Raw genomic sequence first — 14811 nt, 5'->3', positions numbered from 1 at the left:
GTGGCCACCAGAGCCGCTGCATTTTGGGGTGGGGCATGCCCCACCCCAAAATGCACCAGTTCCTACACCGGAAATTACACCACGACCGCGGACGCTAGCAGAAAGGACCGCCCTCTTCGACTGCCTTGCAGGCGCTCAGGACAGGCTTCGACAAGCTCAGGGCAAACGGTTCACAAGGCACGGTACTCTACGCACGTCGCTTCAGCGAGCTTTCTTAGACCCCGCCAACGCGCGCGATCGTCGCCATGCGGACGAGGTCGGACAGGGTCTTCGCCTGCATCTTCATCATCGCATTCGCCCGATAGACCTCGACCGTCCGCGCGCTGATTCCCAGATCGAAGGCGATGGCCTTGTTCGCCTGTCCCTCGACAAGGCGATCCATGATCTGGCGCTCGCGCGTCGACAGCGTCGCGATCCGGCCGGCGATCGCATTCCGCTCGGCCCGCGCGTCGGCGTCGGCCGCCCGGTCGCTGATCGCCCGGCGGATCGCCGACAGGATGACCTCGTCGTCGAACGGCTTTTCGATGAAATCGACTGCTCCCGCCTTCATCGCCTGGATCGCCAGCGGAACATCGGCATGGCCGGTGACCACGATCACGGCGGGGGCGCCGCCGCGCGCGTGCAGCGCCTCCAGCAATTCGATGCCGGTGGTTCCGGGCATGCGGACGTCGGTGACCACGCACGCACCGTCGAGCGGCGGCGACGCCTTCAGGAAGGCATCGGCCGATGCGAAGCCGCGAACGCGCAGGCCCGCGCAATCGAGCAGGAATTCGAGCGAGCCGCGAACGCCGTCGTCATCGTCGATCACATAGACGATCGGTTCACTCGCCATCTTCCAGTTCCTTCCTGTCCACCATCTGCAACGTGAAGCTGAAACGCGCGCCGCCGCCGGAGGCTTCCTCGGCCCAGATCTTGCCGCCATGCGCCTCGACGATCGTGCGCGAAATGGAGAGGCCCACCCCCATCCCGGTGCGCTTGCTGGTGATGAAGGGCTGGAACAGCCGCGCCGCGATGTCGGGGGCGATACCCGGCCCATTGTCGGTCACGCCGACGCGCGCCATGTCGCCCTCGCGGTCGATCCGCACCTCCAGCTCGCGCGGTGCCCGCCCCGATTCCGCGAGCGCGTCGACGGCATTGCGCACCAGGTTGAGCACCACCTGCTGGATCTGCACCTTGTCGGCGAGCACGAGTTCGACTTCGGGATCGAAGACGAAGCGGACGCGAATATCATGTTCGCGTGCGCCCACCAGCGCGAGCGCGCTCGCTTCCTCGACCAGCTTGGGCAGGCTTTCGACGGTCCGCTCGGTCTCGCCGCGCGCCACGAATTCGCGCAGGCGCCGGATGATGTCGCCGGCGCGTAACGCTTCGGTCGCCGCACGCTCGACCGCTTCGGCCACCCGCTCGCGCGGCACCTCCTCGCGCCCGAGCAGCATGCGGCTGCCCTTGAGGTAGTTCGCGATCGCCGAAAGCGGCTGGTTGATCTCGTGCGCGATCGCCGACGCCATCTCGCCGAGGCTGGTGAGCCGCGAGACGTGGACGAGTTCGCCCTGAAGCTCCTGCAGCCGCGCCTCGGCCTTCTGGCGCTCGGTCAGGTCGCGGATGAAGCCGGTGAAATGCCGCTCGCCGGCCGCCCCGATTTCGCCGACCGACAGCTCGATCGGAAAGGTCGCGCCGTCGCGCCGCTGGCCGACGACGACCCGGCCCTTGCCGATGATGCGTTTCTCGCCCGTCCGGTAATAGCGCTCCAGATAGCCGTCGTGCGCGCTGCGATAGGGTTCGGGCATCAGCATGCGGACGTTGCGCCCGATCGCCTCGCCGGCCGGCCAGCCGAACATCCGCTCGGCCGCCGGACTGAAATCGCGGATCTGGCCCGCCTCGTCGATCACGACGATGGCGTCGGGAACCGTTTCGAGGACCGACCGCAGATGCGCCTCGCGGTTGGCGAGCCCCGCCGCCGCGGCCTCGGTTTCGATCCGCGCGCGCTGGAACCATTCGCCGCCGGTCGCGATCGCGAGCGAGATCGCGACGAAGGCGCCCGCCGCGATCAGGCTGCCGCCTTCGACCGGCCCCGCCTGCGCATCGCACCACAGCCCCGCCGCCGCCCCCGCGAGCGCGGCGAGAGCGCCGGCGCGAAGCCCCGACAGCGCGCCCGCGACGACGACGCCGGGAACGAAGAAGATGAAGGTCGCGCGCGGCCCCAGCACATCGGCGAACATCAGGCGCACCCCGACGCCGCCGGCGAGGAAGAACAGCGCGACCGCGAATCCCGCCGCCGCCGACAGGCGCGGAAGGAAACGGCTCGTGAAGCGCGCCCGCTGCGCCTCCGGGAAATCCCCTAGGGGATGCACGCTAGGGGCATCATCCGAATGTTCGCGATCCGACACAGTCCCTAAATCGGCCTCCATCGACGGCATCGCAACCCCCGCGCCGTCCCGTGGAGATATTCCAATGTCCGTACCTTTCATCGATCTTGGCGTTCATCACAAGCCGCAGGGCTTCTCTGACCGGATCGCCTATGGCTTCACCAAGGCGCTCCGCTGGTGCGCCGACACCTTCTTCGCCGAGCGCTACGGCCACCGCGCGGTCGTGCTCGAAACGGTCGCCGCGGTGCCCGGCATGGTCGGCGCGACGATCAACCACCTCGCTTGCCTCCGCCGCATGTGCGACGACAAGGGCTGGATCAAGACGCTGATGGACGAGGCCGAGAATGAACGCATGCACCTGATGACGTTCATCGAAATCTCCAAGCCGACGCTGTTCGAGCGGGCGGTGATCATCGGTGTCCAGTGGGTGTTCTACCTCTGCTTCTTCGCGCTCTATCTCGTCAGTTCGAAGACGGCGCATCGCGTGGTCGGCTATTTCGAGGAAGAGGCGGTGATCAGCTATACGCACTACCTGGCCGAGATCGACGAGGGGCGCAGTCCCAACGTCCCGGCGCCCGCGATCGCCAGGCAATATTGGGGCCTGCCCGACGACGCGACGCTTCGCGACGTGGTGCTGGTCGTGCGCGCCGACGAAGCCCACCACCGCGACGTGAACCACGGCTTCGCCAGCGAGCTTGCGGGCCTCCCCGTCGGCCGGATCGCCGAATGCCCACCGCACGTGACGCTCGAACCGAACTGGAAGAAGGCGGCCTGACACACGTCGCCATCGTGCCGGGAGCAGGGCCCACCCTGCTCCCGTTGCCGAAATCCGGCAGAGCGGACAGGTGGCCGACATGATGGAAGATGCGTCGGACCGTCGATTTTACGGCCCGATATCGTTGCCGGAGGCGCGCAATCTGTAGCCCTGCCTTTCGGGAAAGCCGAGCGCCGCGGCGACGGCGCCGTTCCAGCCATAGGGATCGGCGCGGACGACCGGCTCGCCCGCATCGTCGAACAGCACGGTCTGGTAATAGAGCCGCACCGGTATCGCGCGGGGCAGGTCGACGAAACTCTCCTTCCCCGTCGCGCGCGCCTTCTGCCATTCGTCGAGGATACCCTCGTCGCGCGCCAGCATCTGCGCGAAGCCGAGCGCGTCCTCGACCCGGACGCAGCCGTGGCTGCGCTGCCGCTGCACCTCGTCGAACAGCGATTTGGCGGGGGTGTCGTGCAGATAGATCGAATGCTCGTTCTTCATGTCGAACTTGACCAGCCCCAGCGCATTCTGGGGCCCCGGCTGCTGCACGATCCAGCCGTCCTTCCACGCCATGTCGTTGCGGCGAAGATAGGCCGATCCCTTCTTCGCGATCTCCCCGTTCTGGATCGAGCGCGGCACCGTCCAGGTCGGATTGGCGACGAGCCGGTAGATCGGCGATCCGAGCTGGGGCGTTTCCTTCCCCGGTTTTCCCACGACCACCTTGCGCGTATCGGCCAGCTTTCCATCGCGCCAATAGGCCAGCCGCCCCGCGGCGATATTGACGTCGATGCGCGTCGCGGGCGGCGTCCGTTCGAGCCAGCGCATCCGTTCCATCGCGACCGCGAGCGCGCGGGCCCGGTCGGCATCGGACAGGTTGAGGATTTCGAGCGCCTCGCCGCCGATCACCCCGTCGAGCTCGATGCCGTAATCGATCTGCATATGCTGCACGGCACGGACCATCGCCGGCGTGTAGCGGGTTCCCTGCCCCTCTGCGCGGTCGAGATAGTCGGACGCGACGAGCTGCGCCGCTATGGCCGGGACGCGGGGATCGGTCGCGCCGGGTTTCAGCGGCTTGGTATCGGGGATGGCCGCCGCCGTGTCTCCCGACCCGCGCAGCGCGAGATAGGCTTTCGAAAGCTGGCGATACTGGTCGTTTTGGGGAGCAAGACTGTCGATCCAATCGTCCAGCTTCCCATCGGACAGCGCCCCGGCCAGACCGGGACGCAGATCGGCTTCGGGACGGGAGATCGTATAGATATCCTGCAATTTGGCGGGATCGGTCGCGCCGCGCGCGACCGCCGCGGCGTAGCGGAGCGCGCTTTGGGTCAGCGCCTTTTCACCCTCGGCGCTTCCCACCTGCCCCTCGACCGCGAAGCGCATATGGTCGAGACCGTGCGCCGCGCGCCGTTCGATGGCTTTGCGCAACTGCCCAACCGCCGCCTCGTTCCAGCGGATGGTGGCCGCCGCCGCACCCGATTGCGCATCGCCGTTCGCCGAAGGATTGCCGCATCCGGTCAGCGCCAGCGCCAGCAGCGAGCCGGCCAACATCAATTTCCGCACGAATATCTCCTTGCAATGGAAGGAGATAACGCGAGGCGCTTAGGCAGCGTTCCCGCGAGATGCAAAAGCGGTGGTCGTTTCAGGCCTTTGCTGCGTAAAGAAGCCGCCCTTCGCCCAGGAAGCCGAAGACGCGATCCAGTTCATGTTCGCCGACCGCGAAACAGCCCTGGCTGCGCCCCAGTTTCCCATGCGCGGCAAGGATGTCGGCGTTCGCATACCATGCCGAATGGATCACGATCGCACGCCCCTGGGCATTGTCGTTCGTCGGGTCGAGTCCGGCAAGCCGCTGCGACCGCCCATGCTTTCCGACATAATAATCGCCGGTCAGAAAGGCCCCTTCGCTCGACGCGTTGGAACCGAAATCATTCGAGAAGCGCTGCAGGAAACCCGTATGCCCGGGATCCGAACCCGCGCCGTGGGCGACGAGCAGGCTCGACCGCTCTCCCTTGATGACGTCGAGAAAATGCAGACGCGCTTCCGATGACGGCGCGGAGAAGTCGACGATCGCGATGCGGTCGCGATGGGCGATCGCCCCGGCGTGACGATCCAGCGCGGCAAGGGCTTTGCGCAGCAGGGTCGGATCGAACGACGCGGGGGCCACGGATGCGGATGCCGGCGCCGGCACCGTCCCGACGCTCCGGGCATGGGGAGCAAGCGGCGCGGTGACGGCCGAGGACCGGCCGAGCAAGGCGGCAGTGGCCGTCGCCGTTCCCGACAGCATGAGCGCGCGTCTGTCGATCGGAAAGGAACGATCGGTCATGCGCATAATGTAGGCACGAGGAGCGGTTTTTGAAGCTTCGGTCGCGACCCGCGGAGGACGGGCCCGCTCTTCCGGTCGTACAAAGGCGGCGTTTCGGCGCGCAACCGGGGCCGTCGCGCGCATCGGTGGTTCCATGAGGAACCGTTGAAATCCGCGGCGCGTTCGAACGCCATGACCGGACGATATCGGATATGTGCGGGCCCGCTCGCTTCGCTGACGCTGGCGCTCGCGGCGTGCGGCGGACCGGCCGATCGACAAGCAGGCGCCCCCGAGCCGGCCGAAACGCCGCGCCCCGCAACCGATACTGTCGCGCGCGCCGCGCCTTTGCCTTCGACGCCTGCCGCGACCGGCGAGCCGCGGTCCTGCGCCGCGGAGATCGGCGGGCAGGCGGCCGATCGCCGCGCCCAGCTCTGCCGCACCCTGTCGCCGGCGACCCATCCGCCCTGCAACGTCGCCAACAGCTGCGCGATGATCGACGACGAGATCGCCCGAAGCTGCGCACTGCTGAGCCAGGCAGGATCGCCGCCCGCCGATTGCCGGCCCGACCCCCGAAGCAACGAGGCCGCCGCCGATGTCGTCAAGCGCTATTATGCGGCCCTCGACGCCCGGGACTATGCCACCGCCTGGCTGCAATGGGGTCAGGACGGGCCGCCGAACCAGCCCCTCGAAAAATTCAGGCAGGGTTTCGCCCATACCCGGTCGACGCACGTCACGATCGGTTCGGCGGGTGAGGCCGAAGGCGCCGCCGGGTCGCTTTATCTGACCGTCCCCGTCACGGTCGAGGCCACGCTCGATTCCGGTGAACTACAGCGGTTTCGCGGACACTATATCGTGCGCCGCGTCAACAACGTGGACGGGGCAACCGCCGACCAGCTTCGCTGGCATATCGAATCCGCGCATCTCCAGCCGCTGCCGCCCCGCTAGAGGTCCATGCGATCAGGCGGGTGCGGCGATCCAGCGGTCGACCTGCGCTTCGAGCACAGGCAGCGGCACAGAGCCCCGGCCGAGCACGATTTCGTGGAACATGCGCTGGTCGTATCGCGCGCCCAGTTCCGTCCGTGCCCGATCGCGAAGGGCCAGGATGCGCTGCATGCCGACCTTGTACGAGGTCGCCTGCCCCGGGCTCACGAAATAGCGGCGGATTTCGGAACGGATCTTGGCCGCGGGCTGCGGCGAATTGGCGGTGTAATAGGCCAGCGCCTGCGCCTCGCTCCACCCCTTGGCGTGGATGCCGGTATCGACCACCAGCCGGATCGCGCGCCATATCTCGCGGCCCAGCCGACCGAAATCGCTGTAGGGATCGGTATAGAATCCCATCTCCTTGGCCAGCCGCTCGACATAGAGCGCCCAGCCCTCGCCATAGGCGCCATAGAAATAATTCTTCCGGAATTCGGGGGTGCCGGTCATCTCCTGCGCGAGCGCGATCTGCATGTGATGGCCGGGCAGGCCTTCGTGATAGACGGTGCCTTCGATTTCATAGATCGGCGTCGCGCGCGTGTCGGCGAGGTGGACATAGAAGATGCCGGGCCGCGACCCGTCGAGCGCCGCCGGCGAATAATGCGCCGCGCCGCCCGGTTCCTCGCGAAACGCCTCGACGCGCTTGACGATCAGATCGGCCTTGGGCAGCCGCCCGAACTGTTCGGGAAGCCGCACGCGCATGCCGTCGAGATAGGCTTCCGCCATCTTGAGATAAGCGGCGCGGCCGGCATCGTCGTTGGCGACATAGAATCGATCGTCGCTGCGCAGGAAGACGAAGAAATCCTCCAGCTTCCCCGCGAAACCGATCCGATCCTTCAGCGTCTCCATCTCGGCCCGGATGCGCGCGACCTCGGACAGGCCGAGCGCGTGAATTTCGTCGGCGGTCATGCCGGTCGTCGTCTGCAGCCGCAGCATCGCATCATAATAGGCGGCGCCATCGGGCAGCGCGCCCGCGCCGAGCGGTTCGGCCGCGGCCTTGGCACGGTCGGCGGCGAGCCAGGCGCGCAGCCGCTCGTAAGCAGGCTGCATCGACCCGGTCATCGCCGCGGCGACCTGCGCGACATAGCGGTCGGCCGCGGCGGCATCGATCTGCCCCGACGCGACCAGGCCCGCCGCCTTCGCCTTCGCGTCGGCGAACAGCGCCGTATCGGGACCATCGCCGAACGGCGCCCCGGTGATGACGCGCCCCACGAGTTCGATCGACTGGTCATAGGCGAATCCGGGCATGCGAACGCCCTTCGCCGCCGCCGCCGTGGCCCGCTCCAGATAGGCGTCGAGCGTCGGACCAAGCGCCGTGACACGCGCCACATAGGCTTCCATGTCCGCCGGCGTATCGACGCGATGCTGGTTGATCATGAAGTTCGGCAGCCCGGTGTGCGGCCCGTTGCGATCGAAGATATAATTATGTCCGCGCCACTTCGTCGAAGCCTCGGCGCGCTCCAGTTCGAGCACCCACATGTCGTAGGACACCCGCGCGTCTTCGCCGAGCGCCGAGCGATCGAACTGCGTCTTCATCGCGGCGACATTGCCTCGCCGCCACGCGAGCCGCGCCGCCGCCGCCGCATCGCTGGGATCGGTGAACCGGTCCTGCTGCTCCTTGCGGCCGAGCTGGGTGAGCTGTTCGGGGTCGAGTGCGATCTCGGCCTCGAAGGCCGCATCGAGAAAGGCCGTAAGCGCCGCGTCGCTCTCCCCGGCCTTGCCCGCCGCCCGCGCCGCCGGTGCCGCGACCAGACCGGCCGCCAGCGCCCATGAGAATTCCCGTCGTGATAGCCGCACCGGACCCCTTTCTCCATTGCCTGTCATCAGCGGTACCGCGATTGACGGTCCGGGGCCAAGTCCAAATTCGGCAACCCACTCTGCTTTCGGGCTCGCATCACCCTCCTAAAAGTTGACAATGTCTCGCGTGAGCCGCCGACCGACATGATCGTTACATAAGAATCTGACGTTCTGGACCCCGGTCTGGATCATCGCCAGTTCGAGCTCGGTTCTCAGCAGGTGCAGCATATGGGCGGCGCCGGCTATTCCTGCGGCGGCGAGGGCGTGGAATTGGGGTCGGCCGACAAGAACCGCTTTCGCTCCGAGCGCCAGTGCCTTGACGATATCGCTTCCCTGACGCACGCCGCCGTCCATCAGGATCGGCAGCGTGCCGCCGGTTGCGGTAACGACGGCGGGGAGCATGTCGAACGGGCGGGCCGCGATGCAATCCTGCTGGTGAGCGACGACGGTCCGGGGATTCCGCCGTCCGAGCATCAACATATCTTCCGCCGCCTCACCCGCCTCGACGCCAGCCGCTCGAAGCCGGGGCACGGCCTTGGCCTGAGCCTCGTCGACGCAATCATGCGCGCCCACGGCGGAACAGCGTCGATCGAGCCAACGACAGTCGGGTTGAGAATTTGCTGCAATTTACCGGCGGCAGACACTCCATTTCGGCATTCTATTGCCGAGGCTCGCTAACGCCGAGCTTAGCCTTAGCGGTCAGGCCGCTTTTGGGGGATCGACGCAATGAAGCGGACATGACGCCGCATTCGGAATCGATGGCTTGGATACAATCTCCGGCGGATCGCTTTGCAAGCAGCGCCCAGTTATTTTTCCAGCCTAGCGATCATTTTGAACGCTTCGGCTAGTGTGACGCCGTGCACGGGAACAATGATTGCGGACGGCGGTTGTCGCAATATGGGAACGCAAATGAAAGGTCGTTTGCCCGCACCCCGGAGAGAGAAAATGAGAAGGTTTCTGACTATTTTCGCCCTTAGCGGCTCAATCCTGATCCTGTCTGCCTGCAACACGATCGAAGGTGCAGGCAAAGATATTGAATCCGCTGGAGATTGCGCTGATGGCGTTAAAGGAAACTGCTGAGCCGCAATTGCTCGCATCAGCTTGAACCAGAAGTCGCCCATGAACGGCAATTACGTCGGCTTTCCGTATCCAGGCACTGAGCGTAAATTGCCTTCCGGCTTCAACCAGGCGCCTTAAGCTCGTGGGATCGGAGTTCGATCGAGATTGACGCGCGTGTCCCAGGATTGTCCCGCGCGGTATGCACGGGCGCGTATCGCACGGTCGCCTTGTGCGTTCGTGCGAGCGCTTCGATGAGGCGAGTTCCAAGCCCGGTGCCCCGGGCAATGCCGTCAGACGGCATCCCGGCGCCGTCATCTTCCACCGCCAGCTCGACGGTCGACGCCCCCAATCTGTTGAGCATAATCCGGACCTCCCCGGCTTCACCCGCCGGATAGGCGTATTTGCACGCGTTGCTGACCCATTCATTGGCGATCATACCAAGCGCTACCGCCTTGTCGGTCGCGACCTTCAGAGCCTCGGCCGATGTAGACACCCGTCGTTCGCCCGTTCCATTCGACCAAGTATCGGAAAGATCGGTGGCGAGGCCCGACAGATAGTCGTCCATCGCGACGAATTCGACATCGTTGGTCGTGTAGAGACGCCGATTGACCTGCGCGACGGTAGCGATCCGCTGCTGGGTCTTCTGGAGCGCCTCCCGAGCACCGGGATCGGACAAATTCTTCGATTGGAGCGCAACGAACGACATGACCATCTGGAGGTTGTTCGCGACGCGGTGATTCACTTCCTTGAGAAGTGCTTCGAGCCGCGCGTTGCTTGCGCGAAGTTCCGCCTCGGCTTCCTCGCGCGCGCGGCGGAGCTGGGCACGCTCGAGAACCTGTCCGAAACTTGACGCGAGCAGGTCAAAAAAATCCTCGCCGACCGACTTTACGACATAATCATCGGCTCCCGATTTCAACGCCGCGACCGCGATCCGGCTCTCCTCGGAGCCGGTGACATAGACGACCGGCGGACAAGCCGGGAGCGAACGAAGCGCTTCGAGCGTAGCAAGGCCGTCCTGTCCGGGCATATAATGATCGACGGCAATCAGATCGAAGGCCGTCGCCTTTGCCATATCGACGCCCTCGGCGCCGTTCGCCGCGAGACTGACGTCATAGCCCTTGCGGCCGAGCGCGCGAGATGCGAGCCGGCGCATGCCATCGTCGTCGTCGATGTACAGAATGTGGGACAGAAAAATTCTCAGGCCGGATCGGGATCGGGGACTTGGATCACCGACAGGAAAAGGCCGAGCTGGCGGATGGCGTCGGCGAAATTCTCGTAGTTCACCGGCTTGGTGATATAGACGTTGCAACCGAGGTCGTAGCAGCGCTGGATCTCGACCTTGTCGTCGGTCGTCGTGAGCACGACGACCGGTGTGCGCCGTAGCGGACTTCCGTCTGCCTTGAGCTTCGCAAGAATATCGGTTCCGCTCATATCGGGCAGATTGAGGTCAAGCAGCACGAGCGCCGGCCCGTTGCGAACGGGGCCCTCGGCCGCGTCGTACAGAAACTCGAGCGCCGATGTACCGTCGAGGAAATGGTGGATCGTGTTCGAGATGCCCGCACGGCGGATATTCTTCTCGATGAGGCGCGCATGGCCCTCGTCGTCCTCGATCATCACGATATTGACGGGCTGCTGGTCAGTCATCCTCTTCTCCGCTTTGCCACACGAGTGGCAGGATCAGCCGGAAGGTGGACCCCACACCCAATTCGGACTGGATTTCGATATTTCCGCCGAGGCGATAGGCAAGCGCGCGTGCGTGCGCAAGGCCGATCCCCTCGCCCTGCTGATCCTGCACGCCCGATCGGCGGAAGAGGTCGAACACGCGCTCGTGATCGCGCGGCTCGATGCCGCGACCGTTGTCGGTCACCGATACCCAGGCGCGCCCAAGGTCGGTGCCCCCCGTCACGCTTATGGTCCCGGCGCGCCCCGGCTGAAGATATTTGAGCGCATTCTCGACGAGGTTCGACAGGATCTGCTCGACCGCGACACGGTCGTTCACGACTACCGGAAGCTCCTCCACCGTGACCACAGTGCCGGTCTCGTCGATCCGGTGCTGCAAACTCCCGACGATCGCGCGCACGACGCCGCCAAGATCGAGCGTTTCCGGAGCCAGCGTGCGCCGCCCCTGGCGCGAGAGATTGAGGATCGCGTTGATCAGCCGGTCCATCTTCTGGGTCGAGGTGCGAATGAACCCGATCGATTCCGGAAGATCCTCCTCGATCGCGAGACGCGTCGCGGCGTCAGGCGCTTGCCAGCCTTCGGACTCGCCCTTCTCGAGATAGCCCGCGATAGATTTGCGCGCGGTCTCGAGTTCGGCGGTGAAGCCCATGACGTTGACGAGCGGCGACCTGAGGTCATGCGACACGATATAGGCGAAGCGCTGGATTTCGGCATTGGCGCGCTGAAGCTCGCCGGTGCGGGCATCGACCAGTTCCTCAAGCCCTTCGTTGAGACGTCGAAGCTCCATGCGCGAGCTACGCAGGTCCACCAGATTGCGTCGGACGAGAAGCAGGGTCGCCGCCGCAACCACGAGCAGGAGGATGCCTGTAGCGATCAGGGTCGTTGTGAAAAGACGCTGCGTGCGGTGCTGCCGCTCCTCCCGCTCGCGAAGCAGGGCAAACTCGTCGGCAAGCATCGATTCGACAACCGCGCGCGAGGCGCGCACCGCGAGCACCCCGCGGTCGTTCGAGAAGCTGTCGATCAGCGACTGCCGGTCGGCACCGCGCAGTCCGAGCGTCTTGCTATAATGTTCGGCGTAGGCATCAAGGTGCCCGCGCAGCGTCCGGACGCGCATCTGCTGCTCGGGGTTGTCGCTGATCAGTTTCTCAAGCGTAGCCAGTTGCGCCCGCGAATTAGCCTCCGCTTCCTCGATGATCGTCGCGAACTGGGCATTTTGTGTGAGGATGAGACCGCGGCGCGCGGTTTCCATTCGCTCGGTGGCGCTAGCGAAGGCGCCGAGGCTGGCTTCGACGGCCAGCGTGTGTGCGACCATCCGCGCGTCGGTTTCATTCTGGCGCTGGACGTAAAAGGCGGTCGCAGCCGCGACGAGCAACGCCGCGAAGCCGACCGACAGGAGAAGGATGATGAGGCGGCTCGCGCGCGTGTCGCGCCCAAGCGCCGATAATCTGGCCGATTCCATCTGGCTGCCCCTCGGCCCGATCCTTTGCGGCCTGATCGATGTCTTAAAATCCGCCTTTACGCAAGCAAGGGCATCAAGCTCCTTAACATAGGTTATGTGCCGCTCACGCAATTCGCGCGGCGATGAAACCAGCGCGGAAAACAGGCGTTGGCTTGGCAAAGAAACCATCAAGGACCTGCCCGATGCCGAAGAAGCCCCGCCCCTCGCCCGCAACCGACAATAGCCTTGCCGCGCACCAGCCCGGAAGCGGCCAGATGACGCTCAAGGTCGACAAGGGGAATGCGGGTGAACTTCACCAGCATATCACCGCCGACGACGAGCGCGATGGCCGCGCGCACCTCACGGACAATTTCGGTCACCGCATTGCCGACAACCAGAACAGCCTCAGGGCGGGCGAACGCGGCCCGACCTTGCTCGAGGATTTTGTCCTCCGCGAGAAAATCTTCCACTTCGACCATGAGCGCATTCCCGAGCGTATCGTGCATGCGCGCGGCTCGGGCGCGCACGGCGTCTTTGAATGCACGCACGCAATCCCCGAGCTCACCAAGGCCGACATCTTTCAGGAGGTCGGCAAGACCTGCCCGGTCTTCGTGCGCTTCTCGACCGTGGCGGGCGGCGCCGGCTCGGTCGACACGCCGCGCGATGTGCGCGGCTTTGCAGTGAAGCTCTACACCGAGGCGGGGAACTGGGACCTCGTCGGCAATAATATCCCGGTCTTCTTCATCCAGGATGCGATGAAATTCCCCGATCTCGTCCATAGCGTGAAGATGGAAGCCGACCGGGGTTATCCGCAAGCGGCGAGCGCCCACGACACTTTCTGGGATTTCATCTCCCTGATGCCCGAGAGCTTCCACATGATCATGTGGGCGATGTCAGACCGAGCGATCCCGCGGAGCTTCCGCACGATCGAGGGCTTCGGCGTCCACACCTTCCGCTTCGTCAATGCGAAGGGCCAATCAAAGTTCGTGAAGTTCCACTGGAAGCCGGTGCTCGGGTTGCAGTCGACGGCGTGGGACGAGGCGGTCAAGATCGCAGGCGCCGATCCCGACTATCTGCGCCGCGATCTTTATGAGGCCATCGATGCCGGCGACTTCCCGCAATGGGACCTTGGCATCCAGGTCTTCGACGAGGCTTTTTCCGCCAAGCAGCCTTATGATGTGCTCGATGCGACCAAGCTCATCCCCGAAGAAGATGTCCCGGTCGAAATCGTCGGGCGGATGACGCTCAACCGCAATCCCGACAATTTCTTCGCCGAAACCGAGCAGGTCGCCTATCTTCCCTCGAACATCGTCCCCGGCATCGATTTCAGTAACGACCCGCTGCTGCAGGGCCGCCTCTTCTCCTATCTCGATACCCAGAAGTCGCGGCTCGGTACGACCAACTTCCACCAGATCCCGATCAACGCGCCGAAATGCCCGTTCCACAATTTCCAGCGCGACGGGATGATGCAGACGCTCGTTCCGAAGGGTCGCGCGAATTACGAGCCGAACAGCCTCGCCGAAGCCGGCGAGGATGCCGGGCCGCGTGCTTGCCCGGAGACGGGCTTCATTACCTTCCCGGCCAACGGCGAGCGCAACGACCCGACCGAGAAGCTGCGCGTCCGCGCAGCCCTTTTCGCCGATCACTTCAGCCAGGCGCGGCTCTTCTACCGCTCGCAGACCGGGAATGAGCAGGCGCATATCGCCTCGGCGCTGGTATTCGAACTCTCGAAGGTCACGCTCGATCATGTTCGCGCGCGCGTCGTCGGTCAGCTCCGCAATATCGACGAGGATCTTGCGAAGCGTGTCGCCAACGGACTCGCGATCGATCTGCCTGCCAGGATCAAGCCGGCAAAGACGCCCATCGACATGGCACCTTCCGACGCGCTCTCGATCCAGAAGGACGCGCGCCCCGACATCAGGGGGCGCAAGGTGGCGATCCGGTTCGCGGAGGGCTCCGACGCTTCTGCCATCGACAAGCTCAAGAAACAGATCGAGAAAGCGGGCGGAAGCGCCTTCCTCGTCGCTCCCAAGGTCGGCGGCATTCCGGTCTCGACCGGATTGCTCAAGGCCGATGGTCAACTGGCGGGATCGCCATCGGTGCTGTTCGACGCCGTCGCCTCGGTGCTCACCGCAGCCGCCGCCGAAAAGCTGACGCGTGAAGGCGCCGCCGTCCAATGGTTCATGGACGCCTATGGCCATTGCAAGACCATCGCGCACGACGAAGCGAGCCAGGTTCTGCTCGACAAGGCCGGGGTCGAGCCTGACGAAGGTATCGTCGCGCTTGCCGATTTCATCAAGGTCGGGACGCAGCGCCACTGGGACCGCGAGCCGAAAGTGCGCGATCTCGCCTAGCGGCCCATAGCGGGACATGAAGACCGAAAAACGCCCCGCGCTCGGCGCAACACCGAGCGATTCCGTGCGTTTCAATCTCGTATCAACGG

The 14811-nt window shown here is 65.1% G+C and carries 14 protein-coding genes; 5 read left to right on the top strand and 9 right to left on the bottom strand.

Going from position 1 to position 14811, the window contains the following annotated elements; all coding sequences use genetic code 11:
• Positions 1–214 precede the first annotated feature (214 nt).
• Positions 215–832: a response regulator FixJ gene (fixJ, locus tag ABS88_RS01025; RefSeq protein ID WP_067107927.1), complete on the bottom strand. Its 618-nt coding sequence runs from the start codon at positions 830–832 to the stop codon at positions 215–217.
• The gene (locus ABS88_RS01020) at positions 822–2348 is read right to left on the bottom strand and encodes a two-component system sensor histidine kinase NtrB (protein ID WP_353745031.1); all 1527 of its coding nucleotides are present in this window, start codon (positions 2346–2348) and stop codon (positions 822–824) included. The genes fixJ and ABS88_RS01020 overlap by 11 nt, the downstream gene beginning before the upstream one ends.
• Positions 2349–2448: 100 nt before the next feature.
• Between ABS88_RS01020 and ABS88_RS01015 the strand changes: the two genes are divergently transcribed.
• Positions 2449–3138 (top strand): alternative oxidase, encoded by a 690-nt coding sequence (locus ABS88_RS01015; RefSeq protein ID WP_067107924.1) that lies wholly within the window; start codon positions 2449–2451, stop codon positions 3136–3138.
• Between the two features lie 108 nt (positions 3139–3246).
• On the opposite strand, the gene ABS88_RS01010 is transcribed toward ABS88_RS01015, so the two are convergent.
• Positions 3247–4677: a L,D-transpeptidase family protein gene (locus ABS88_RS01010; protein ID WP_234002432.1), complete on the bottom strand. Its 1431-nt coding sequence runs from the start codon at positions 4675–4677 to the stop codon at positions 3247–3249.
• Positions 4678–4756: 79 nt separating this feature from the next.
• Positions 4757–5695: a murein L,D-transpeptidase catalytic domain family protein gene (locus ABS88_RS01005; RefSeq protein WP_353745030.1), complete on the bottom strand. Its 939-nt coding sequence runs from the start codon at positions 5693–5695 to the stop codon at positions 4757–4759.
• 210 nt (positions 5696–5905) lie between these two features.
• On the opposite strand from ABS88_RS01005, the gene ABS88_RS24970 reads away from it, so the two are divergent.
• A complete protein-coding gene (locus ABS88_RS24970) occupies positions 5906–6361 on the top strand; it encodes a hypothetical protein (protein ID WP_338111733.1) in 456 nt (151 codons plus the stop codon).
• Positions 6362–6373: 12 nt separating this feature from the next.
• Here the strand turns inward: ABS88_RS24970 and ABS88_RS00995 are convergent, their stop codons facing one another.
• Together ABS88_RS00995 and ABS88_RS00990 are read right to left on the bottom strand one after the other, a co-directional pair.
• A complete protein-coding gene (locus ABS88_RS00995) occupies positions 6374–8191 on the bottom strand; it encodes a DUF885 domain-containing protein (protein ID WP_286748690.1) in 1818 nt (605 codons plus the stop codon).
• 105 nt (positions 8192–8296) lie between these two features.
• A complete protein-coding gene (locus tag ABS88_RS00990; protein ID WP_502686125.1) occupies positions 8297–8665 on the bottom strand; it encodes an alpha-hydroxy-acid oxidizing protein in 369 nt (122 codons plus the stop codon).
• Between ABS88_RS00990 and ABS88_RS24965 the strand changes: the two genes are divergently transcribed.
• Together ABS88_RS24965 and ABS88_RS25100 are read left to right on the top strand one after the other, a co-directional pair.
• Positions 8627–8869 (top strand): sensor histidine kinase, encoded by a 243-nt coding sequence (locus tag ABS88_RS24965; protein ID WP_199774998.1) that lies wholly within the window; start codon positions 8627–8629, stop codon positions 8867–8869. The two genes, ABS88_RS00990 and ABS88_RS24965, sit on opposite strands and share 39 nt — an antisense overlap.
• 192 nt (positions 8870–9061) lie before the next feature.
• Positions 9062–9271 carry an entericidin A/B family lipoprotein gene (locus tag ABS88_RS25100; protein WP_502686126.1) on the top strand — a complete coding sequence of 70 codons (210 nt, stop codon included), beginning with the start codon at positions 9062–9064 and terminating at the stop codon, positions 9269–9271.
• Between the two features lie 100 nt (positions 9272–9371).
• On the opposite strand, the gene ABS88_RS00980 is transcribed toward ABS88_RS25100, so the two are convergent.
• Genes ABS88_RS00980 through ABS88_RS00970 form a run of 3 tightly spaced genes read right to left on the bottom strand, consistent with a single transcriptional unit; the run spans position 9372 to position 12389 of the window.
• Positions 9372–10559, bottom strand: a complete 1188-nt coding sequence (locus ABS88_RS00980) for a sensor histidine kinase (protein WP_286748687.1) — start codon at positions 10557–10559, stop codon at positions 9372–9374.
• Positions 10448–10894, bottom strand: a complete 447-nt coding sequence (locus tag ABS88_RS00975; protein ID WP_067107910.1) for a response regulator — start codon at positions 10892–10894, stop codon at positions 10448–10450. Before ABS88_RS00975 ends, ABS88_RS00980 begins: the two co-directional genes overlap by 112 nt.
• Complete coding sequence (locus tag ABS88_RS00970; protein WP_067107907.1) at positions 10887–12389, bottom strand: sensor histidine kinase; 1503 nt, start codon at positions 12387–12389, stop codon at positions 10887–10889. Before ABS88_RS00970 ends, ABS88_RS00975 begins: the two co-directional genes overlap by 8 nt.
• Before the next feature lie 182 nt (positions 12390–12571).
• Here ABS88_RS00970 and ABS88_RS00965 point away from each other — a divergent pair, with 182 nt between their 5' ends.
• The gene (locus ABS88_RS00965) at positions 12572–14722 is read left to right on the top strand and encodes a catalase (protein ID WP_286748686.1); all 2151 of its coding nucleotides are present in this window, start codon (positions 12572–12574) and stop codon (positions 14720–14722) included.
• Positions 14723–14811: the final 89 nt, after the last annotated feature.

It is taken from the genome of Sphingopyxis sp. SCN 67-31 (assembly GCF_001725095.1).
The sequence above is the reverse complement of the archived record's forward strand: the minus strand, read 5'-3'. Positions and strand labels throughout refer to the sequence as shown.

Excerpts from the sequence above, each read along its gene's own strand:
- fixJ (WP_067107927.1), bottom strand. The coding sequence starts at position 832 with ATGGCGAGTGAACCGATCGTCTATGTGATCGACGATGACGACGGCGTT.
- ABS88_RS01015 (WP_067107924.1), top strand. The coding sequence starts at position 2,449 with ATGTCCGTACCTTTCATCGATCTTGGCGTTCATCACAAGCCGCAGGGC.
- ABS88_RS24970 (WP_338111733.1), top strand. The coding sequence starts at position 5,906 with ATGATCGACGACGAGATCGCCCGAAGCTGCGCACTGCTGAGCCAGGCA.
- ABS88_RS00990 (WP_502686125.1), bottom strand. The coding sequence starts at position 8,665 with ATGCTCGGACGGCGGAATCCCCGGACCGTCGTCGCTCACCAGCAGGAT.
- ABS88_RS25100 (WP_502686126.1), top strand. The coding sequence starts at position 9,062 with ATGATTGCGGACGGCGGTTGTCGCAATATGGGAACGCAAATGAAAGGT.
- ABS88_RS00975 (WP_067107910.1), bottom strand. The coding sequence starts at position 10,894 with ATGACTGACCAGCAGCCCGTCAATATCGTGATGATCGAGGACGACGAG.
- ABS88_RS00970 (WP_067107907.1), bottom strand. The coding sequence starts at position 12,389 with ATGGAATCGGCCAGATTATCGGCGCTTGGGCGCGACACGCGCGCGAGC.
- ABS88_RS00965 (WP_286748686.1), top strand. The coding sequence starts at position 12,572 with ATGCCGAAGAAGCCCCGCCCCTCGCCCGCAACCGACAATAGCCTTGCC.